We start from the raw sequence: 19,236 nt of genomic DNA, 5'->3' as shown, positions 1-19,236 counted from the left end.
CTGGTACTCCTGCGCACCAGCCGGAATCCACCAGAGCCGCCTCCTGACCGCTCCGGTCTAGCCGCGTGCCGCTGCCGCCATCGCGCGGTTGCGCGCTGCGGAGGCGGCGAGCGTTTCGGTCAGCAGCGTGACGAGGCGATCGTCGCGATCGAGGACGTTGAGCCCCTCGCGGGTCGAGCCGCCGGGGCTGGCGACGCGATCGGCGAGCGTGGCGGGGGTAACGTCGGCCTCGGCGGACAGCGACGCCGAACCGGCGAGCGTCGCCAGCGCGAGCCGGGCGGCCTGATCCTGCGGCAGACCTAATGCCGTGCCGGCCTGCGCAAGCGCGTCGGCGAAGCGGAAGACGAAGCCGGGACCGCAACCGGCGAGCGCAGTGACGTCGTCGAATTGCGCTTCGTCGGCGATCCACTCGACGAGGCCGAGCGGCCGCATCCATTCGGTCAGTTCGGCACGCGCCGCATCATCCGCGGCGGTGGAGAAGAGCGCGACAACACCCTGCCCGATCGCGACCGGTAGATTGGGCATCGCGCGAACCACCGCATCGGCCTTGCAGAGCGGGGCGAGCGTCGCCTCCTCGACACCGGCGAGGATCGACACCAGCACGCGCGGCGCGTGGCCGGCGAGCGGACCGTCGCGCAGCAGCGCGAGCTGTTGCGGCTTGAGGCCGAGCAGGATGACGTCGAAGCCACCCTCCCCCGCATCCGGGACCGCCGGCACGACGTGGACGCCGTCGGGCATCGCGCGACCGCTGGGGCTAACCACTGTGACGTCGGCGGGCGACAGGCCGGCGGCGAGCCAGCGGCGCAGCATCGCGCCGCCCATGTTGCCGGCGCCGACCATCAGCAGGCGCATCAGGCCTCGCCCTGCGTCTCGATCAGCGCGGCGGCAAGCGCCTCCTTGGGGGTCTTGCCGCCCCACAGGACGAACTGGAACACGGGATAGAAGCGCTCGCACTCCTCGATCGCCGATTCAACGAGCAATTCGGTGGCGCCTAGCGACATCGTGCCCTCCTCCTCGCCGTCGATCATCGCGGCATGGCGGTAGAGCAGCACGCCCGAGGACGACCAGAGTTCGAAATGGCCGATCCACAATTGCTCGTTGACCAGACCGATCGCCTCGTAGACCGCGGCGCGGCGATCATCGGTGACCTTGATGTCGGGGAAGGCGAGGAATTGCAGGACGCTGTCGTCCTCACGCCACAGCGCGCGCAATTCGTAGCTGGTCCAGCTGCCCTTGACGGTCGCGACGATCTCGTCGTCGTGACGCTCATGCTCCCAGCCATGCGCGGCATAATAAGCCTCGAGCATGTCGATCGGGGCGTCGGGTTCGGATTCGTGTTCAGCGTGGTCGAGCATCGTTACGCCTCTATCGCACGACAAGGCTGCCTAGGCAAAAACGCCCAGGCAACCCCGTCGTGGACAACACTGTCGATAAAGCTGTGGAAAAGTCGGTCAGGCGGTGGGGACCGGGTCGGCGGACGGCGTCGCGGTGGTGCCGTGCCGCGCTTCGAGCGCGTCGAGCCGCGCTTTCAGCGCGTCATTCTCGTCGCGTGCGGCGACGGCCATCGCCTTCACGACCTCGAATTCGTCGCGGCTGACGAAATCGAGGCCGCCGATCCATTCGCGCGCCCGTGCCCGCGCACCCGATTCGGCTTCGCGGCCGACGCCGGCCAGCGTGCCGGCGGCACCATTCACCAGCTTCACCAGATCGTCGAACAGGCGGTTGTCGGATTGCATATCGAAAGGATCCCGAAAAAACGATGCGAACGTGTCAAAGCATCTGGGAGGTATGCGCCGCCGGCACAAGGGTTTCGGCGTCGGGGTTGAGCTGGCCGATCCGCCAGGTCAGCACGCCGGCGAAGCTGATCCACACCAGATAGGGCACCATCAGCCAGGCGGCGAGCGGGCGGATGCGACCGAACAACACGGTAGTAATCGTCGCGACGACGAGGATCGCGACGATGACCAGCAGGGCGGCGCCGACCTGGTGCATGCCGAAGAACAAGGGCGTCCACGCCAGATTGAGCACGAACTGGACCGCAAAGGCCGCCAGCGCCAGTCCCCGCCCGCGCGCGCCGCGCGCATGGAGGATCATCGCCACCGCGAGGCCGAGCAGGATGTAGAGCGAGGTCCAGGCTACCGGGAAGACCCAGCCGGGCGGGGTCAGCGCCGGCTTCTGCAACGCGACGTACCAGCCGTTGTCGGCGCCCGCCGGCACCGCCCGTCCGGAGGCGAAGCCGAGCAACAGGATCAGCGGTACGGTAAAGACGGCCCAGCGCAGGAACGACACCCGCAACTGCCCCTTTGAAGCGATCCCGCCCACCCGATGCTCCTCAACAGCGTTCACGTCTGCTTTGCCGCGACGCGCAGCCTTCGTAAAGCACCCGTATCGGTGATCGTTCCCATTGTAGATCAATCGCGTATCGCGGCGACCAAATATTCCACATTGCCCTCAGGCCCGGTGATCGGACTCTCGACCACACCGTCCACCGGCCAGCCCGATGCGGACAGCCACGCGACCACCGTGTCGCAGACGCGGGTGCGCACCTCGGGATCGCGGACGACGCCGCCCTTGCCGACCTCGGTCCGTCCCGCCTCGAACTGTGGCTTGATCAGCGCCAGCAGCCGGGCGCCGGGCCGGGCGAAGCTCATCGGCCGTTCCAATACCTTGGCAAGGCCGATGAAACTGGCGTCGCAGACGATCAGCTCGATGGCTTCGGGGATATGCGTGGCGGTGAGGATACGCGCGCTGGTCTGTTCGTGGACGATGACGCGCGGGTCTTGGCGCAGCTTCCAGGCGAGCTGGTTGGTGCCGCTGTCGACCGCATAGACGCGCGCCGCACCGCGGCTGAGCAGCACGTCGGTGAAGCCGCCGGTCGACGAGCCCACGTCGATCGCCACCGCATCGGCGACGGCCCAACCGAAATGGTCCAGTCCATGCGCCAGCTTGATGCCGCCACGCGACACCCAGGGATGATCGCGGCCGCGCACGTCGAGCGCGACGTCGTCGGGGAACGTCTGTCCCGGCTTGTCGACCTTGCGCGTGCCGGCGAACACGAGCCCCGCCATGATCAGCGCCTGCGCGCGGGTCCGCGATTCCGCGAGGCCGCGATCGACGAGCATCTGGTCCGCACGGGTCTTTGCCATGACGCCCCCTAGCGCCGAACGCGCGCCCGCGTCACCCCGCATGCTCCAGTCCTTCGCTCCGGCGCTCGCCGCCTTCCATTGGGCGCATCGGCGATTGCCTAGTGGAACAGTAGGATTATCTTCGCGGTTGTGTTGGTGTGGAGGACGGAGGGTCCGAACGCCGGCCCGACACGCCCTTTCACACGGAGGGAGATGCAGCCATGACCGGATTTTCCAGTTTCGAAAGCGTGCAACCGACCATCCTGACCGTGCCGGGCCTCGGCGGCTCCGGGCCGTCGCACTGGCAGACGCTGTGGGAGGATTCGCGTCCCGACACGCTGCGCGTCGAGCTCGGCATGTGGAACACGCCGCACCGCAATGCCTGGGTGACCAAGCTCGACCAGGCGATTTCCCGCGCCGAGGCGCCGGTGATCCTCGCCGCGCACAGCCTCGGCTGCCTCGCGGTGGCGTGGTGGGCGGAGCTGAGCCCGCAGCCTTATGCCTGGCCGGTCGCCGGCGCGCTGCTGGTGGCGCCCGCCGACGTCGACCGGCCGGGCGCGCCCGACGAATTGCGCGGCTTCGCGCCGACGCCGCGCACGCCTCTGCCCTTTCCGTCGATCCTCGTCGCGTCGAGCGACGATCCGTGGATCGGCATCGACCGCGCGCACAGCCTCTCGGCGCAATGGGGCAGCCATTTCATCGATGCCGGGCCGCAGGGGCACCTCAACGCCGCCAGCGGCATCGGCTGGTGGGAAGAGGGCCAGGAATTGCTCAATCGGGTGATCGCCGCGGGTACCGACAGAAGCGGCCGCGTCCGCCCGGCGAGCGATGCACGCTCGATCCTCGCGATCAACGCCACCGAAGCGGCGCAGGCGCATTATCTGGGGCGCTGAGGCACGTTAGCCGGGCGCGAACGGGTTCACGATCCGGACGCGCCCGTCGATGACGAGGCCGTGGTGCATGTCTTCCGAATAGAGAATGTCGCACCCGGCGACGACGGCCGCCGCCGCGATCATCCCGTCGTAGATCGAGAGGGTATAGCGTTCGGCCAGACGCAGGCCGAGTTGGTGGAGAGCAAGATCCAGCACGACGAGTCTCGGACATCGATCGACAACGGTTTCGACGGCCAATCCGATCTTCAGCCAGTCCCAGCCCTGCTTGCGGCGCAGGACGTTCGCCAGTTCGTTCAACGATTGTGCGCTCACGACGCCGCCTTGCTGCAGCAGCTGGTAGGCGACCAGGCTTCGCAGATCGTCCGTGAACGCATAGACCAGAATATTGGAATCGAAGAAGGCGCTCATCGGCGCGCGTTGGCTTCTTCCCGGTCGAACTTGTAATCGGGGGGTAATGGGCGAGCGAGCTTCTTCATCCGGTCGATAGCGGAATCCCGTGCCTCGTCGGATACGGGGATGGTTATCACGCCCGGCGGGGTCAGGCTCACATCGTCACCGTCGTGCAGCCCCAACGAGGCCACGACCTCGTCGGGGACCTTCACGATATAGCCATCCGATGTCTTGGTCAGCTTCATGACCCGCTCATACCATAATGTCGTGACAGGTACGAGACGGGGGCGTTCAGCCCCCTTCGCGCTCCTGCTCGCGTCCCCTGGCGGTGGCGGCCTTCATCGCGCGGTAGAGGCGGACGTTGAGGCCGATCAGCACCACCAGCGCGAGGACGGTGATCACGACGACCGCGGTCCACCCCTTCATGCGCGCGCGCCCTCGGTCACCTCGGTGCTGTTGTGGCGCAGCGTCCGAAGCACGGTCTGGACGATATGGTCGGCGTCGAGGCCCGCTTCGGCATATTGCTTCTCGGGCTTGTCCTGGTCCTGGAAGACATCGGGGAGGCGCATCGTGCGCAATTTGAGCCCGCCGTCGATCAGCCCCTCGTCGCTCGCCAGCGTCAGCACGTGCGCGCCGAACCCGCCGACCGCATTCTCCTCGATCGTGACCGCGACCTCGTGGCTGGTCAGCAGGCGACGGATCAGCGCCTCGTCGAGCGGCTTGGCGAAGCGCAGATCGGCGACGGTGGTCGACAGGCCCTTCGCCTCGAGCACGTCGGCGGCCTTGAGCGCCTCCTCAAGCCGGGTGCCGAGCGACAGGATCGCCACGGTCTTGCCCTCGCGGACGATACGGCCCTTGCCGATCTCGAGCCGCTGGGGGACCTCGGGCAGATCGACGCCGACGCCGTTGCCGCGCGGATAGCGGAGCGCGATCGGACCGCTGTCGTGCAGCGCGGCGGTGTGCGTCATATGGACCAGCTCGGCCTCGTCGGCCGCCGCCATGACGACGAAATTGGGCAGGGTCGCCAGATAGGTGACGTCGAACGAGCCGGCATGCGTCGCGCCATCGGCGCCGACCAGGCCCGCGCGGTCGATCGCGAAGCGCACCGGCAGATTCTGGATCGCGACGTCGTGGACGACCTGATCGTAGGCGCGCTGGAGGAAGGTCGAATAGATCGCGCAGAACGGCCGCATCCCCTGCGCGGCGAGGCCCGCGGCGAAGGTCACCGCATGCTGTTCGGCGATGCCGACGTCGAAGGCGCGATCGGGGAAGGCCTTGGCGAAGCGGTCGACGCCGGTGCCCGACGGCATCGCCGCGGTGATCGCGACGATCGTCGGGTCGCGCTCGGCTTCCCTCACCAGCGCGTCGCCGAAGACGTTCTGATATTGCGGCGGTCCCGGCGGTGCCTTGGCCTGCGCGCCGGTGATGACGTCGAACTTCTGGACGCCGTGATATTTGTCCGCCGCCGCCTCGGCCGGGCCATAGCCCTTGCCCTTCTTGGTGACGACATGGACGAGGATCGGCCCCTCCTCGGCGTCGCGGACATTCTCCAGCACCGGGATGAGATGGTCGAGATTGTGGCCGTCGATCGGGCCGACGTAATAGAAGCCGAGTTCTTCGAACAAGGTGCCGCCCATCGTCATGCCGCGGGCGAATTCGTCGGTCTTGCGCGCGGCGGCGTAGAACGGCCGCGGCAGGCGGCGCGCGAATTTGCGCAGGATGTCGCGGACGCCGAGGAATTCGCGGCTCGACACGATCCGCGACAGATAGGCGGACAGGCCGCCGACCGGCGGGGCGATCGACATGTCGTTGTCGTTGAGGATGACGACCAGCCGGTTGCCCGCCTGTTCGGCGTTGTTCATCGCCTCATAGGCCATGCCGGCGGACATCGAACCATCGCCGATCACCGCGATGCCGCGGCCGGGCGTGCCGGCGAGCTTGTTCGCCACCGCGAAGCCGAGCGCCGCCGAGATCGAGGTCGAGCTGTGCGCGGCGCCGAACGGGTCATATTCGCTTTCCGACCGTTTGGTGAAGCCGCTGAGCCCGCCACCCTGACGCAGGGTGCGGATCCGGTCGCGACGGCCGGTCAGGATCTTATGCGGATAGCATTGGTGGCCGACGTCCCACACCAGCCGGTCGCGCGGCGTGTCGAAGACATAGTGGAGCGCGGTGGTCAGCTCGACCACGCCGAGCCCCGAACCGAGGTGTCCGCCGGTCGATCCGACCGCCGAGATCGTCTCCTGCCGCAGTTCGTCGGCCAATTGGCGCAACTGCTCGGGCGGGAGTTTTCGCAGCTCTTCCGGTGTGTTGACGGTATCGAGCAGCGGCGTTTCGGGTAATTCGGCCATCGGACCCGTCTACGCGCTTGTACGTTGGGTGTCGATTGTCGGCGCGCGCAACTTCAGGCGCAGTCGGCACACTTGCCGCGCACCTCGATCACGGGACGAATTGGAGCAAAACCAACGGCTTGCGCGGCACTCCTGACACCACGTGTGACCGTGTCGTCGTCGAGATGCACGGTTTGTCCACACGAATCGCACACGAGAAAGATGCAGTCGTGCAGGCAATCGGGGTGCGCGTTGGCCACGTAAGCGTTTGAGCTTTCGACCTTCCGCGCCAGGTTGGCGGCCACGAACACGTCGAGGATGCGGTAGATGCTGTTGGCGGCGACGCGGCGGCCCTCGCTCTTCGACATCGCCTCCGCGATATCATAGGCGCTGGCCGGCTTGGTGAAACCGACGAGCGCGGCGAAGACGTTGGCGCGCATCTGCGTCCACTGCTCGCCGGACTTCTCCAGCGTCGCCCGCGCGGCCTTGGTGAGATCGGCGCCCTGCGGCTCGTGATGATCGTGATGCGCGTGGGATGCCATGAGCGGGACTTAGGTGGCGGCGACCGCGATCACAAGCCGCGTCAGATGACGGCGCGGCGGTTGAGATCGTGCCCGAAGGCGAGCAACCCGACGCCGATCACCGTCCACAAGGTCTCGGCACCGCCACCGCCTTCGTGCGGCAAGGTCATCGCGCCGGCCATGATGCCGAGCCCGAAGGCACCCATCGACGCCGGCATGACATAGCCATGATCCCAGACGCCGCGGCCGAGTGCGACCGCACCGAGGAAGATGGCGATCGTCAGGCCGATCTCGTGAAAGATCGGGTTGAGCAGCAGCCCGCCCGCCGCCGACAGCATCGCCAGCAGCACCGCGCTCGCGAGGCAATGGACGACGCACAGGCCCGACAGCGCGATCGCGGCGCGATCGAGCCAGGCCCAGCCGAAGCGGCGTACAGAATGCGTCTGATGCGTCATTGCTGCGGCTCATCTAGGCCGGCCGGCGAAAGGTTACAATATCACATGTCGCTTGCGGCGGAGATTTTCTCGTGGCGTTTCACCGACAAGCCGGCGTGCTCCGCGGAGGGGGACGGTCGGTCAACTGGCGGCCAGCGACGGATTGTCGGTGCCGGGATGGACCAGCGCCAGCTGGGAGGCACGCGCGTCGCGCACCGGTCCGGCGGAAGACGGCGTGGCACCGAGCTTGAACCCGTCGACATCCTGCGCCAGCGCATCCGCCTCGCCGGCCAGTTCGCGCGCCGCCGCGGTCGCCTGTTCGACCATCGCCGCATTCTGCTGGGTCATGCCGTCCATCTCGCCGACCGCGACATTGACCTGGCTGAGCCCCCTCGCCTGCTGTTCCGACGAGCGCGCGATGCCGGAGACGAGATCGCTGACCTCGCCGATCCTGACGAAGATGCTGTCGAGCGTGCGGCCGGTGTCCGTGACGAGGCCGACGCCGTCCTGCACCAGCGCGCCAGAGGCGAGAATGCGGCCCTTGACGTCGCGCGCCGCATCCGCCGACCGCTGCGCGAGCGCCCGCACCTCGGACGCGACGACGGCGAAGCCGCGGCCGGCGTCGCCGGCGCGGGCCGCCTCGACACCGGCGTTGAGCGCGAGCAGATTGGTCTGGAAGGCGATGCCGTCGATGACCGAGATGATCTCCGATATCTCATTGGACGACCGCTCGATCGCGCCCATCGCCTCGACCGCGCGACGGACGATCGCCCCCGATTCCTCGGTCTCGCGGCGGACGCCGCGGACGATCGTATCGGTCCGGTTCGCGCCGTTCGCCGCCTCGCTGACCGCGGAGGTGATCTCGTGGACCGCCGCCGCGGTCTGTTCGAGCGCCGCCGCCTGCTGCTCGGTACGCTGCGAAAGGTCGTCCGAGGCGCTGCGCAACTCGACCGTCGCGACCTTCACCCGCGTCGCGGATTCGGCGACGCGGCCCAGCGTCTGCGACAGTCGTTCCATCGCGGCATCGAACGAGCGCGCCAATGTACCATATTCGTCGGGCAGCGCGTCGCCGATCCGGTAGCTGAGATCGCCGCCGCCGAGATCGCCGAGCGCCTTGGTCAGTTCGTGGACGACGGTCTCCTGCTTGCGGGCGTTGGCCACCTGCGCCTGCGCCGCTTCGCGGAACACCTCGACCGCGGCGACCATCGTGCCGATCTCGTCGGTGCGCTCGCCGCCGGTGAGGGACAGTGTGAGGTCGCCGTCCGCCATGCGGCGCATCGCATCGGCGGTATCCCCGATCGGCAGCAGCACGCGACGGAGCAGATAGGCGAGCGCCGCCGCGGTCAGCGCGACGAGGATCAGGCCGATCGCCACCAGCAGGGCGACCGTTCTGGCGAGTTGGCGCTGGCCGTGCTCGGCAAGCGCCTGCTGGACCTTGGCGGTGGCGACGACGAGTTGGTCGATATGCTGCCGATGGGTGGCATAGAGCGCCGCCAGCCGCGCGTAGCTGGCCTGCGTCGCCGCGGTGTCGCCACGCCGGACCGCGGGCAGCATGACGTGGTCGAGTTCGTCCCAGAACAGCTCGGCGTCCTGCACCGCGCGATCGAGCGGCTGCCGGATCGCCGGCTCCGACAGCGACGATGCCTTCCAGCGGGCGACGCTGGCGCGGAACGCCTGTTCGGCGCGGGCGAGCGACGCCTGGCCGCGGGGCAGCGAAGCGGGGCCGCGCGCGAGCAGCGTCGCGTCGAGGAAGGGCTCGATGATATAGGCGGGGGGCGGCAGAATGTCCGCGTCGAGGTCGCTAATCTCCTGATTTTGCCGCGCGATCGGGCCGCCGATGCGGATCGTGTCGATCTCGAACCCGGCGACGATACCGCAGAACAGCACCAGCGCTATCGCCGACAACCCTGCTATCCGGCATTTTTCCTGAATATTCATATGAATGATCAGCCCACCCCGACGTGCCGCATGCCGCAGCATTTCATCATATTGCTAGTATAGTTTGGTCGATGCGTGGGATGACCCGCGAACCGTATTGCGCCCGCACGGCCGTTATCGAAAATACATCTCATGCAACCTCATCCCAAGCGGGTTGGCCTCGATCATCGGGAGCATCTCAACCACTTGGCCGACAGCGGACGCGTGCGGACGGCGGCACAGGGCGGTTTAGAAAAACTCCCTCGCCACCCCGCCGCGACCGGCACATGGTGGGCGCATGAAGGGACCATGGCGTTGAGGACGGTCGGCGAGCTGAGCGCGCGCCATCGTGGGTTGCTGTTCGCGCTGGTGATCACCGCGGGCGTGCTCAATCTGGTCGATCGCCAGATCATCGCGGTACTCAAGCCGACGATCGCCGCCGAGCTCGGCTGGAGCGACGACGATTACGGCACGCTCGCCGCCTGGTTCCAGACCGGCGCGGCGGTCGGTTTCCTGTTCAGCGGCTGGATCGCCGACCGGCTCGGCGTCAAATGGGCCAATCCGGCGGGCGTCGCGGCGTGGAGCGTCGCCGCGTTGCTGCACGGCTGGGCATTGACCATCGGACAGTTCACCGCGGTGCGGATCGCGCTCGGCGCGACCGAAGCAATGGGGACGCCGACCGGCGCCAAGACCGTCGCTGCGGTGCTGTCGCCGCGTTGGCGGTCGACCGGCTTCGGCGCCACCAATGCGGCGAGCAGCCTCGGCGCGATCCTCGCCCCGCTGGCGATCCCCGCGGTAGCGCTGGCGTTCGGCTGGCGCGGGACGTTCGTCGCTGCCGGGCTGTTCGGGCTGGTGTGGGCGGGCGGGTGGCTGATCGCGGCGCGCGGCGTGCGCTTCACGCCGCATCGGCCCGCCACGGCGACGCCGCTGGCGGCGCTCGATGGGCCGATCCTGCGCGACCGCCGGACCTGGGCGGTGGCGGGCGCCAAGATCCTGTCGGACGCGACCTGGTGGCTGCTGTTGTTCTGGCTGCCCGACTTCTTCCATCGCCAGTTCGGGCTCTCGGGCGTCGCGCTCGGCGTGCCGCTCGCCATCGCTTATGGCGGCGCGGCGGTGGGGTCGCTGCTCGGCGGCAGCGTGTCGACACGGCTGCTCGGCAGAGGCTATGCGGTGGACCGGGTGCGCAAGGGCATCATGCTGGTCGCGGCGCTGGCGGTGGTGCCGATCCCGTTCGCGCTGCTCATCCACGATTATGCGCTGGCGATCGCGCTGATGGCGCTGGCGCTCGCCGGGCATCAGGCCTTCTCGACCAATCTGTTCGCGCTGATCGCCGATATCGTGCCGCAGCGCCGGGTCGGGCGGGTCACCGCTTTCGGGTCGTTCTGCGGCAACGTCGGCGGCATCGGCATCGCCAAGGTCGCCGGGCTGACGCTGGCGGCGGGGCTCGGCTATCTGCCGCTGCTGCTGTTCGCGAGCGTCGCCTATCTCGCCGCGCTCGGCTGGATCCAATTGCTGCTGCCCCGCCTGCAGCCGCTGGAGGGCACGACCGGAGACGCGGTGTAAAGCCGCGCTGTCGGCGACCGCGATGCTTCTTTATACCCCAGCGCAAAGATGGATTATAAGGTCGCGCGGCCAAAGGGGAATTTGATGAACGCCAACCGTTTGTTCGCGCTGCTCGCCACCACCTGCCTGTCCGCCGCGCTGCCCGCCTTCGCCCAGGAGGCGCCCGCGCCGGCGCCGGCGCCCGTGAGCGACGCGCCGGCCAACGCGCAGGACGATCGCGATATCGTCGTCACCGCGCGCTTCCGCAACGAAAGCCTGCAGCAGGTGCCGATCGCGATCACCGCGATCAGCGGCAGCTCGCTCGCCGAGCGGCAGTTGAACACGGTCGAGACGATCAGCGCGGCGATCCCCTCGGTCGGGTTCCGCAGCGGCGCGTCGAACAAGGACCGGACGATCTTCATCCGCGGCATCGGCACGATCGCCACCTCCCCCGGCGTCGAGCCGTCGGTGTCGACCGTGCTCGACGGCGTCGTGCTGACCCGGCCCGGCCAGTCGACGCTCGATCTCGGCGAGGTCGAGCGGATCGAGGTGCTGCGCGGGCCGCAGGGGACGCTGTTCGGCAAGAACGCCTCGGCGGGCGTCGTCAACATCGTCACGCGCAACCCCACCGACGACATCCACGCCTTCGGCGAAGCGGGTGCGACGACCGACCGGGAATATCGTATCAAGGCGGGCGTGTCGGGCGCGATCGTGCCGGGCAAGCTCCAGGCGTTGATCGGCGGCCTCTACAGCGACTTCGCCGGCAACACGCGCAACGCGACCACCGGCAACGACACCAATGGCTCGCGACGTTACGGCGTGCGTGGCAAATTGGTCGGGACCCCGGTCGACGCGCTCAAGCTGACGCTGATCGGCGATTACCTCAACACCTATGAGACGGTCGCGCCGGTCTATGCCTCGACGCGGCAGGTCGCTTATCCCACCGGGATCGTCAGCGTGTCGGCGCCGCTCGCCGCGGTGCTCGCCGACGCCGCGGTGCGGCCGTCCGCGACCAATCGCGTCGCGGCGACCAACATCGACACCAACGTCCGCGACGAAAATTACGGCGTCTCGCTGACCGCCGAACTGTCGCTGGGCGACTATCACGTCACCTCGATCACCGCATGGCGGCAGTGGCTCAACCATCAGCAGCAGGATTACGACGGCCTGCCGACGCTCACCGCCGCCTTTCCGCAGGGGATCGACGACGGCCGCGTCGACAGCAGGCAAGTCTCGCAGGAGCTGCGCCTCGCCTCGCCGCGCGGCGGGCTGATCGACTATGTCGTCGGCGCCTACTACCTCCACGCCAAGACCGACGAAGTCTACGCCCGTACGCTGACGACGCTCGCCGGCACGGTGCAGACGACGACGAGCGGCGTCGCCGATTACGGCATCACCGACGACAATTACGCGCTATTCGGCGAGGCGAACATCAACTTCACCAAGGCGTTCCGCGGCATCGCCGGCTATCGCTCGACCTGGGACGATCTGTCCTTCTACCATCTGCGCACCTCGTCCGCCGATCCGACCGACAGCGGCGCACCGGCGCTCGATCGCCCCGGCATCCGCGCCTATCACCGGGCGCAGGGCAGCACCGCCCGGCGCGGCGACAGCTATCGTCTCGGCCTGCAGCTCGACCTCGGCGACCATGCGCAGACCTATTTCACCTATTCGCGGGGCTATAAGGGGCCGGCGTACAACGTCTATTTCAACATGCGCTCGCTCAACGCCACCACCCCGCTCGACGAATTGCCGCTGAGCCCGGAGACGTCGAAGTCGTTCGAGATCGGGCTGAAGGGCAGCACCGCCGACCGCACGCTCAGCTACAGCCTCGCGGCGTATACGACGACGTTCGACGGCTATCAGGCGAATTTCGCCGACGTGGTCAACGGCGCGCAGGTGACGCGGCTGATCAACGCCGGCTCGGTGCGCTCGCGCGGCATCGAGGCGGACGTGACGCTGCGACCGGTCAAGGGCTTCACCGTCGATCTGTCCGGCGCCTATACCGATGCCAGGGTGCGCGACTTCCTCTGCCCGCCCGGCGCGCCGGTGAGCTGCAACGTCGACGGGCAGCCGCTGCCCTACGCACCGCGCATCAAATTGTACGAGACTGCCGCCTATCGCTTCGCGCTGTCCAACGCGTTGTCGTTCGAAGTGCAGAGCGACGTGACCTACAGCAGCAAGGTGCAATATTCGCTCAGCGAGACGGCGAATACGATCCAGCCGGCCTATGCGATCTGGAACGCCAGCGTCGCGCTCGTCCGCCCCGGCGACGGTTGGCAATTGCGCGCCTATGTCAAGAACATCACCGACACGTCCTACGCCAGCTTCCTCGCGCCGGGGACCTTCGCCGGCACCGTCCGCTTCGTACCGCGCGACGACCGCCGTTACGGTGGACTGCTGCTGCGCAAGGACTTTTGAACGACGCCTTCCGTCACGGCCCCCCGCCCGGCAACGGGACGGGGGATCGGGGCGCCGATACCCACGCCGCGCGACGTAGAAGCTGACATATATGGTGCGGGTGGTCGGGCTCGAACCGACACTCCTTGCGGAACGGGATTTTGAGTCCCGCGCGTCTACCAATTTCACCACACCCGCACGGAGCCGCCGATCCGACCATCGTCCGCGGCACCCGAAGGCGTCGCGGGCAACCGGCCCGGTTGCGGCTCTGCTCGTCGCCCGTGGCGCTCGCCGGACCGTGTCCGCGAACCCGCCACCCGGCGATGAGGCAAGTGCCGGTAGCCGGTTGGCGATGCGATCGCAAGCGCCTTGGGCGCGCACTAATGCCCGTTATGCTGATCCATGTCGTTGCGGTCGGGTCGCCAGCCATGCTGGATTGCACGCTCCGCTTACAGATGGTGCGACTGGCATGATGGTCGAGCAGGATACGTTGGAGCAAAAGGTGACGCGCGCGCTGCAACAGGCCGACGCCACCGGGGATTGCCTCATTGCCGCACTCCTCAGCCAGTGTCTGGAGTTGATGCTCCATCGCGACGCGGCACCAGGGCTGGCCGCCGCGGTCAATTGATCGGCGCGCGACGGCGGTAGCTCAGCGCTTCCGCGATGTGGACGCGGGTGACGGCCCGGGCATCCGCGAGATCGGCGATGGTCCGTGCGACGCGGAGGATGCGGGTATAGCCGCGGGCGGACAGCCGCATCGCCTCCGCCGCCTGGGCGAGCAGACGGCGGCCGGCGTCGTCCGGGGTGGCGACGCGGTCGAGCAACGCGCCGTCGGCTTCGGCGTTGGTGCGGATCGCCTCCAGCGCATAGCGTTCGCGCTGGATCGCGCGGGCGGCGGCGACCCGCACCGCGACCTCCGCCGACCCTTCCACCGGCGGCGGCAGGATCAGATCGACGGCGGTCACGGCGGCGACGTCGACGTGGAGGTCGATACGGTCGAGCAGCGGTCCCGACACCTTGGCCTGATAATCGGCGGCGCAACGCGGCGCGCGGGCGCAGGCGAGACTCGCATCGCCGAGATGGCCGCAGCGACACGGGTTCATCGCCGCGATCAACTGGACACGCGCCGGGAAGGTGACGTGCGCGTTGGCGCGCGCGACGCTGACCACGCCGGCTTCGAGCGGCTGGCGCAGCGAATCGAGCACCGCGCGCTGGAATTCGGGCAGTTCGTCGAGGAACAGCACGCCTAGATGCGCGAGGCTGACCTCGCCCGGCTTCACCTTGAGCCCGCCGCCGGTCAAGGCCGCGATCGAGGCGCTGTGATGCGGGCTGCGGAACGGCCGGTTGCGGGTCAGACGTCCGCCCGCGAGCGTCCCCGCGACCGACTGGACCATCGACACCTCCAGCGCTTCCGCGGCATCGAGCGGCGGCAGGATGCCGGGCACGCACGATGCCATCAACGACTTGCCCGCGCCGGGCGGCCCGACCATCAGGAGGTTGTGGCCACCGGCGGCGGCGATCTCCAGCGCGCGCTTGGCGACCTCCTGCCCCTTCACCTGACGCAGATCGGGGCCGTGGCCGATCGGCTCGACCTCGCCGGCGACCGGTGCGGCGAGCAGGCCGTGGCCCTTGAAATGGTTGATGAGGGCGAGAAGGTCGGGCGCGGCGAGCACCTCGATCGAGCCGGCCCAGGCCGCCTCTGCTCCTTGTGCGGCGGGACAGACCAGCCCCCTGCCCTCCGCGCTCGCGTGCATCGCGGCGAGCAACACGCCCGGGGACGGGGCGATCCGCCCGTCGAGGCCGAGTTCGCCGACGACGACATAGTCGGCGAGATGCTCGACATCGATCACCGCCATCGCCCCGAGCAAGGCGAGCGCGATCGGCAGATCGAAGTGCGAGCCCTCCTTGGGCAGATCGGCGGGCGACAGGTTGACGACGATCCGCTTAGGCGGCAGCGCGAGGCCGAGCGCGGAGATCGCCGCGCGCACGCGCTCGCGGCTTTCCGCCACCGCCTTGTCGCCGAGCCCGACGACGTAGAAGGCCGGTATGCCCGGGATGAGTTGCACCTGTACCTCGACCCCGCGTGCCTCCAGTCCGAGATACGCCACCGTCTGGACGATCGCCGCCATGTCTAACCCCTTTGGCTACACCATAGCGGCGTTCCGGCGCGGACGGTGCGCGTGCGGCGATCGGAGCCGTCTTGCCAGGATAACACACGCTGCCTATCTCACCCGGCATGACGCATCGAAACCCCGCCCTTGCGTTGACTTCCGCGCCCCGTCTGGCTAAGCGCGCCCCATCAAGGCCGTCCGCGTGGCGGCCCTTTTCTATTCAGACGATCAGGGAATGAATCATGAAGCGGACCTTTCAGCCGAGCAATCTGGTGCGTGCACGTCGCCACGGCTTCCGCGCCCGGATGGCCACGGTCGGCGGCCGTGCGGTGATCCACGCGCGCCGCGCGCGTGGCCGCAAGAAGCTGTCGGCGTAAGTCCGGTGCCGGACGTCGGTCCTGCCGATGTCCGGACCCCCTTCGGCGCAGCCGACAGGGTTGCGACCGTCGGCGATGCCGACAAACCGGCGACCGTCGGCGATGCCGACAAACCGGCGACCGTCGGTTCAGCCGATATACGCACGCTGACGTTGCGCCGCGACTTCCTCGCGGCCAATGCGGGGAAACGCGCACCGATGCCGGGATTCGTCCTGCTGGTGCACGACCGCGGCGATGGCGACCCGGCGATCCGCGTCGGCTTCACCGTCACCAAGAAGATCGGCAACGCCGTCGTCCGGAACCGCATGAAACGGCGGTTGCGGGCGTTGGCGCGCGAGCTGTTGCCCGCGGGCGGCATTCGCGGCGCGGATCACGTGCTGATCGGCCGCGACGGCGGCATCGAGCGCGACCATGGCCTGCTGAAGGCCGAATTCGCCAAGGCGCTGGGCAAGATAGCACGCGGCGAGGATTCGCCGTCGCGGCCGCGCGGACCGCGTAAAGCCCGCCGATGATCGCGCAGCTCCTCATCTGGATCGCGCGCGGCTGGCAATTGGGGCCGTCGCTGATCCTGCCATCCTCGTGCCGCTATCAACCCTCCTGTTCGGCCTATGCAATCACCGCGCTTCGCCGCTATGGCGCCGCCAAGGGCGGATGGCTGGCGGCGAAGCGGATTGCGCGCTGCCATCCCTGGGGCGGGTACGGACCCGATCCCGTCCCTTGAGCTACGGGGCTGTATTTTGAACAAAGAACGCCAGAATTTCATCCTGTTCGCGGTCTTCGCGGCGGTGATCCTGTTCGCCTGGCCGCTGATCCAGGGCAAGTTCTTCCCCGTGGCCAACCCGCCGGTGACGAAGATCGTCAACGGCAAGTCGGTGCCGGTGACGACCAAGACCGCCGATCCCACCGCGGACGCACCCGCCGCGACGCGCAGCCGGCAGGCGGTGCTCGGCGAATCGCCGCGCGTACGCATCAGCACGCCGACGCTGCAGGGCTCGATCAACCTCAAGGGCGCGCGGATCGACGACCTCGTGCTGGTCAAGTACAAGGAAACGATCGCCAAGGATGCGCAGCCGATCCGGCTGCTCTCCCCTGCCGGCGCGCCCGAGGCCTATTTCGCCGGCTTCGGCTGGCGCGACGACGGGCTGAAGCCGCCCGCCGCCGACGCGGTCTGGACCGCCTCGTCGCAGTTGCTCGCGCCGGGCCAGCCGGTCACGCTGACCGCCGCCAATGCGACCGGCCAGCGGTTCGCGATCGAGCTGTCGGTCGACGACCAATATATGTTCACCGTCAAACAGACGGTGCAGAACGCCGGCACCGCGCCGGTGCCGGTCGCGCCGTACGGCTATGTCAGCCGCGTCGGCGTGTCGAAGGACCCCGGCACCTGGCAGATCCACACCGGCCCGATGTCGGTCCATGGCGGCGGCGCCGATTACGGCACCAAGTTCAAGGACCTCGACAAGGCGCCCGAGAAGTTCACGACGACCGGCGGCTGGCTCGGCTTCACCGACAAATATTGGCTGACCGCGCTCGTCCCCGATCAGGCGGCACAGTTCGACGGCCAGTTCCGGGCCGGCGCCAACACCGCCTATCAGGCCGATTACGCCTTCGCGCCGAAACTGCTCCCCGCCGGCCGTGCGCTGACCCAGACCAGCCGCTTCTTCGCCGGCGCCAAGGAGGTGAAGGCGCTCCAGCATTACGAGAATGACGCTGGCGTCGCCAAGCTCGACAAGGCGATCGACTGGGGCTGGTTCGAGATCGTCGAAAAGCCGATCTTCACCTATCTCGACTGGCTGTTCCGCATGGTCGGCAATTTCGGTCTCGCGATCATCCTGCTGACCTTCACGATCCGCGGCCTGATGTTCCCGATCGCGCAGCGCCAGTTCGCCAGCATGGCCAAGATGCGCGCGATCCAGCCGAAGATGAAGGCGATCCAGGAGCGCTACAAGGACGACAAGCCGCGCATGCAGCAGGAGGTGATGGCGCTCTACAAGACGGAGAAGGTCAATCCCGTCGCGGGCTGCCTGCCGACGCTGATCCAGATCCCGATCTTCTACGCGCTCTACAAGGTGCTGATGCTGACGATCGAGATGCGGCACCAGCCGTTCGTCGCGTGGATCAAGGATCTGTCCGCGCCCGATCCGCTGACCCCGCTCAACCTGTTCGGCTATCTGCACTTCACCCCGCCGCACATGATCGCGATCGGCGTCGTGCCGATCATCCTCGGCATCTCGATGTACTTCCAGTTCAAGCTGAACCCGGCGCCGATGGACGACACGCAGAAGCAGGTGTTCGCGATCATCCCCTGGGTGCTGATGTTCGTGATGGCGAGCTATCCCGTCGGCCTGCAGGTCTATTGGATCGCCTCGAACTTCCTCGCGATCCTGCAGCAGCGCATCCTGTATGCGCGGCACCCCGGCCTCAAGATCGCGGCCGCAAAGTGAGCGAGGATGTCGCCATCCCCGAAGACGAGGGCTTCTCGGCCGAGCTGATCGAGCATGCGCGCAAGACCTTCGCGGGTCCGGTGAGCTTCCTCAAATCGGCGCCCGCGCTCGAACATCTGCCGGCGCCGGTGGTGCCGGAGGTGGCGTTCGCCGGTCGCTCCAACGTCGGAAAGTCGTCGCTGCTCAACGCGCTGACCGGGCGCAACGGTCTCGCCCGCACCTCGAACACGCCGGGGCGGACGCAGGAGCTGAACTTCTTCGATGTCGGCCTGCCGCTCGCCTTCCGGCTGGTCGACATGCCCGGCTATGGCTTCGCCAAGGCGCCCAAGGATGTCGTCAAGAAATGGCGCTTCCTGGTCAATGACTTCCTGCGCGGGCGCGATACGTTGAAGCGCGCGCTGGTGCTGATCGATTCGCGGCACGGCATCAAGGATGTCGATCGCGAGATCCTCGAGATGCTCGACAAGGCGGCGGTGAGCTATCGCCTCGTCCTCACCAAGGCGGACAAGGTCAAGGCGACCGAACTCGCCGACGTGATGGACAGCGTCGCGGCAGAGGCGCGCAAGCGACCGGCGGCGCACCCCGACATCCTCGCGACGTCGAGCGAGGGCGGTATGGGAATCGCCGAACTGCGCGCCGCGGTGCTGGAAGCGGTGGGCTGACCGGTCGGGTCACACCGCTGTTGGTCGGCGGTCGCGGCTATACGTTGCGATTGCTCGCCGAATGGCGGCCCCCTGTCCTATTGCCTGCCTGCCGGG

General features: G+C 68.0%; 22 protein-coding genes and 1 tRNA gene. 9 read left to right on the top strand and 14 right to left on the bottom strand.

Translation table 11 applies throughout. From position 1 onward, the window contains the following. Nucleotides 1-57 precede the first annotated feature (57 nt). The 5 genes from SFC76_RS09035 to SFC76_RS09015 form a co-directional block, all read right to left on the bottom strand. Nucleotides 58-852, bottom strand: a complete 795-nt coding sequence (locus tag SFC76_RS09035) for a pyrroline-5-carboxylate reductase family protein (RefSeq protein WP_322849151.1) — start codon at nucleotides 850-852, stop codon at nucleotides 58-60. Continuing rightward, entirely contained in the window at nucleotides 852-1,355 is a 504-nt protein-coding gene (locus SFC76_RS09030) for a YbjN domain-containing protein (RefSeq protein WP_038658848.1), read from the bottom strand. Before SFC76_RS09030 ends, SFC76_RS09035 begins: the two co-directional genes overlap by 1 nt. A gap of 96 nt (nucleotides 1,356-1,451) precedes the next feature. Next, complete coding sequence (locus SFC76_RS09025) at nucleotides 1,452-1,736, bottom strand: accessory factor UbiK family protein (protein ID WP_322849150.1); 285 nt, start codon at nucleotides 1,734-1,736, stop codon at nucleotides 1,452-1,454. A 34-nt stretch (nucleotides 1,737-1,770) separates the two neighbouring features. After that, nucleotides 1,771-2,322, bottom strand: a complete 552-nt coding sequence (locus SFC76_RS09020) for a TspO/MBR family protein (protein WP_322849149.1) — start codon at nucleotides 2,320-2,322, stop codon at nucleotides 1,771-1,773. An 89-nt stretch (nucleotides 2,323-2,411) separates the two neighbouring features. Beyond that, nucleotides 2,412-3,146 (bottom strand): TlyA family RNA methyltransferase, encoded by a 735-nt coding sequence (locus SFC76_RS09015; RefSeq protein ID WP_322849148.1) that lies wholly within the window; start codon nucleotides 3,144-3,146, stop codon nucleotides 2,412-2,414. Between the two features lie 200 nt (nucleotides 3,147-3,346). Here SFC76_RS09015 and SFC76_RS09010 point away from each other — a divergent pair, with 200 nt between their 5' ends. Continuing rightward, the gene (locus SFC76_RS09010) at nucleotides 3,347-4,018 is read left to right on the top strand and encodes an RBBP9/YdeN family alpha/beta hydrolase (protein WP_322849147.1); all 672 of its coding nucleotides are present in this window, start codon (nucleotides 3,347-3,349) and stop codon (nucleotides 4,016-4,018) included. A gap of 6 nt (nucleotides 4,019-4,024) precedes the next feature. Here the strand turns inward: SFC76_RS09010 and SFC76_RS09005 are convergent, their stop codons facing one another. The 7 genes from SFC76_RS09005 to SFC76_RS08975 form a co-directional block, all read right to left on the bottom strand. Beyond that, nucleotides 4,025-4,426, bottom strand: a complete 402-nt coding sequence (locus tag SFC76_RS09005; RefSeq protein WP_322849146.1) for a PIN domain-containing protein — start codon at nucleotides 4,424-4,426, stop codon at nucleotides 4,025-4,027. Then, the gene (locus tag SFC76_RS09000) at nucleotides 4,423-4,653 is read right to left on the bottom strand and encodes a hypothetical protein (protein ID WP_322849145.1); all 231 of its coding nucleotides are present in this window, start codon (nucleotides 4,651-4,653) and stop codon (nucleotides 4,423-4,425) included. Before SFC76_RS09000 ends, SFC76_RS09005 begins: the two co-directional genes overlap by 4 nt. 46 nt (nucleotides 4,654-4,699) lie before the next feature. Then, on the bottom strand, nucleotides 4,700-4,834 hold the full coding sequence (locus tag SFC76_RS08995) for a hypothetical protein (RefSeq protein ID WP_322849144.1): 135 nt from the start codon (nucleotides 4,832-4,834) through the stop codon (nucleotides 4,700-4,702). Further along, the gene (dxs, locus tag SFC76_RS08990; protein WP_322849143.1) at nucleotides 4,831-6,756 is read right to left on the bottom strand and encodes a 1-deoxy-D-xylulose-5-phosphate synthase; all 1,926 of its coding nucleotides are present in this window, start codon (nucleotides 6,754-6,756) and stop codon (nucleotides 4,831-4,833) included. Before dxs ends, SFC76_RS08995 begins: the two co-directional genes overlap by 4 nt. A gap of 53 nt (nucleotides 6,757-6,809) precedes the next feature. Next, entirely contained in the window at nucleotides 6,810-7,277 is a 468-nt protein-coding gene (locus tag SFC76_RS08985) for a Fur family transcriptional regulator (protein WP_322849142.1), read from the bottom strand. 41 nt (nucleotides 7,278-7,318) lie between these two features. After that, nucleotides 7,319-7,711, bottom strand: a complete 393-nt coding sequence (locus SFC76_RS08980) for a MerC domain-containing protein (protein WP_322849141.1) — start codon at nucleotides 7,709-7,711, stop codon at nucleotides 7,319-7,321. Nucleotides 7,712-7,831: 120 nt separating this feature from the next. After that, entirely contained in the window at nucleotides 7,832-9,595 is a 1,764-nt protein-coding gene (locus SFC76_RS08975; RefSeq protein WP_322849140.1) for a methyl-accepting chemotaxis protein, read from the bottom strand. Between the two features lie 321 nt (nucleotides 9,596-9,916). Between SFC76_RS08975 and SFC76_RS08970 the strand changes: the two genes are divergently transcribed. Both SFC76_RS08970 and SFC76_RS08965 read left to right on the top strand, forming a co-directional pair. Next, nucleotides 9,917-11,170: an MFS transporter gene (locus SFC76_RS08970; protein WP_322849139.1), complete on the top strand. Its 1,254-nt coding sequence runs from the start codon at nucleotides 9,917-9,919 to the stop codon at nucleotides 11,168-11,170. A gap of 84 nt (nucleotides 11,171-11,254) precedes the next feature. Next, complete coding sequence (locus tag SFC76_RS08965; RefSeq protein ID WP_322849138.1) at nucleotides 11,255-13,570, top strand: TonB-dependent receptor; 2,316 nt, start codon at nucleotides 11,255-11,257, stop codon at nucleotides 13,568-13,570. 92 nt (nucleotides 13,571-13,662) lie between these two features. Here SFC76_RS08965 and SFC76_RS08960 read toward each other — a convergent pair. Beyond that, nucleotides 13,663-13,747: transfer RNA gene (locus tag SFC76_RS08960), tRNA-Leu, on the bottom strand. Between the two features lie 271 nt (nucleotides 13,748-14,018). Between SFC76_RS08960 and SFC76_RS08955 the strand changes: the two genes are divergently transcribed. Then, nucleotides 14,019-14,177 (top strand): hypothetical protein, encoded by a 159-nt coding sequence (locus SFC76_RS08955; RefSeq protein ID WP_322849137.1) that lies wholly within the window; start codon nucleotides 14,019-14,021, stop codon nucleotides 14,175-14,177. Here SFC76_RS08955 and SFC76_RS08950 read toward each other — a convergent pair. Continuing rightward, entirely contained in the window at nucleotides 14,170-15,678 is a 1,509-nt protein-coding gene (locus SFC76_RS08950) for a YifB family Mg chelatase-like AAA ATPase (RefSeq protein WP_322849136.1), read from the bottom strand. The two genes, SFC76_RS08955 and SFC76_RS08950, sit on opposite strands and share 8 nt — an antisense overlap. Before the next feature lie 224 nt (nucleotides 15,679-15,902). Here SFC76_RS08950 and rpmH point away from each other — a divergent pair, with 224 nt between their 5' ends. The 5 genes from rpmH (at nucleotide 15,903) to yihA (ending at nucleotide 19,140) form a co-directional block, all read left to right on the top strand. Continuing rightward, complete coding sequence (gene rpmH / locus SFC76_RS08945; RefSeq protein ID WP_031393806.1) at nucleotides 15,903-16,037, top strand: 50S ribosomal protein L34; 135 nt, start codon at nucleotides 15,903-15,905, stop codon at nucleotides 16,035-16,037. A gap of 152 nt (nucleotides 16,038-16,189) precedes the next feature. Further along, nucleotides 16,190-16,549 (top strand): ribonuclease P protein component, encoded by a 360-nt coding sequence (gene rnpA, locus SFC76_RS08940; protein WP_322849135.1) that lies wholly within the window; start codon nucleotides 16,190-16,192, stop codon nucleotides 16,547-16,549. Then, complete coding sequence (yidD, locus tag SFC76_RS08935) at nucleotides 16,546-16,758, top strand: membrane protein insertion efficiency factor YidD (RefSeq protein WP_322849134.1); 213 nt, start codon at nucleotides 16,546-16,548, stop codon at nucleotides 16,756-16,758. Before rnpA ends, yidD begins: the two co-directional genes overlap by 4 nt. A gap of 16 nt (nucleotides 16,759-16,774) precedes the next feature. Next, nucleotides 16,775-18,478: a membrane protein insertase YidC gene (yidC, locus tag SFC76_RS08930; protein ID WP_322849133.1), complete on the top strand. Its 1,704-nt coding sequence runs from the start codon at nucleotides 16,775-16,777 to the stop codon at nucleotides 18,476-18,478. Beyond that, nucleotides 18,475-19,140 (top strand): ribosome biogenesis GTP-binding protein YihA/YsxC, encoded by a 666-nt coding sequence (gene yihA / locus SFC76_RS08925; protein ID WP_322849132.1) that lies wholly within the window; start codon nucleotides 18,475-18,477, stop codon nucleotides 19,138-19,140. The genes yidC and yihA overlap by 4 nt, the downstream gene beginning before the upstream one ends. The last annotated feature ends 96 nt before the right edge of the window (nucleotides 19,141-19,236 follow it).

It is taken from the genome of Sphingomonas sp. CD22, from assembly GCF_034556155.1.
Lineage (GTDB): Bacteria > Pseudomonadota > Alphaproteobacteria > Sphingomonadales > Sphingomonadaceae > Sphingomonas.
The sequence above is the reverse complement of the archived record's forward strand: the minus strand, read 5'-3'. Positions and strand labels throughout refer to the sequence as shown.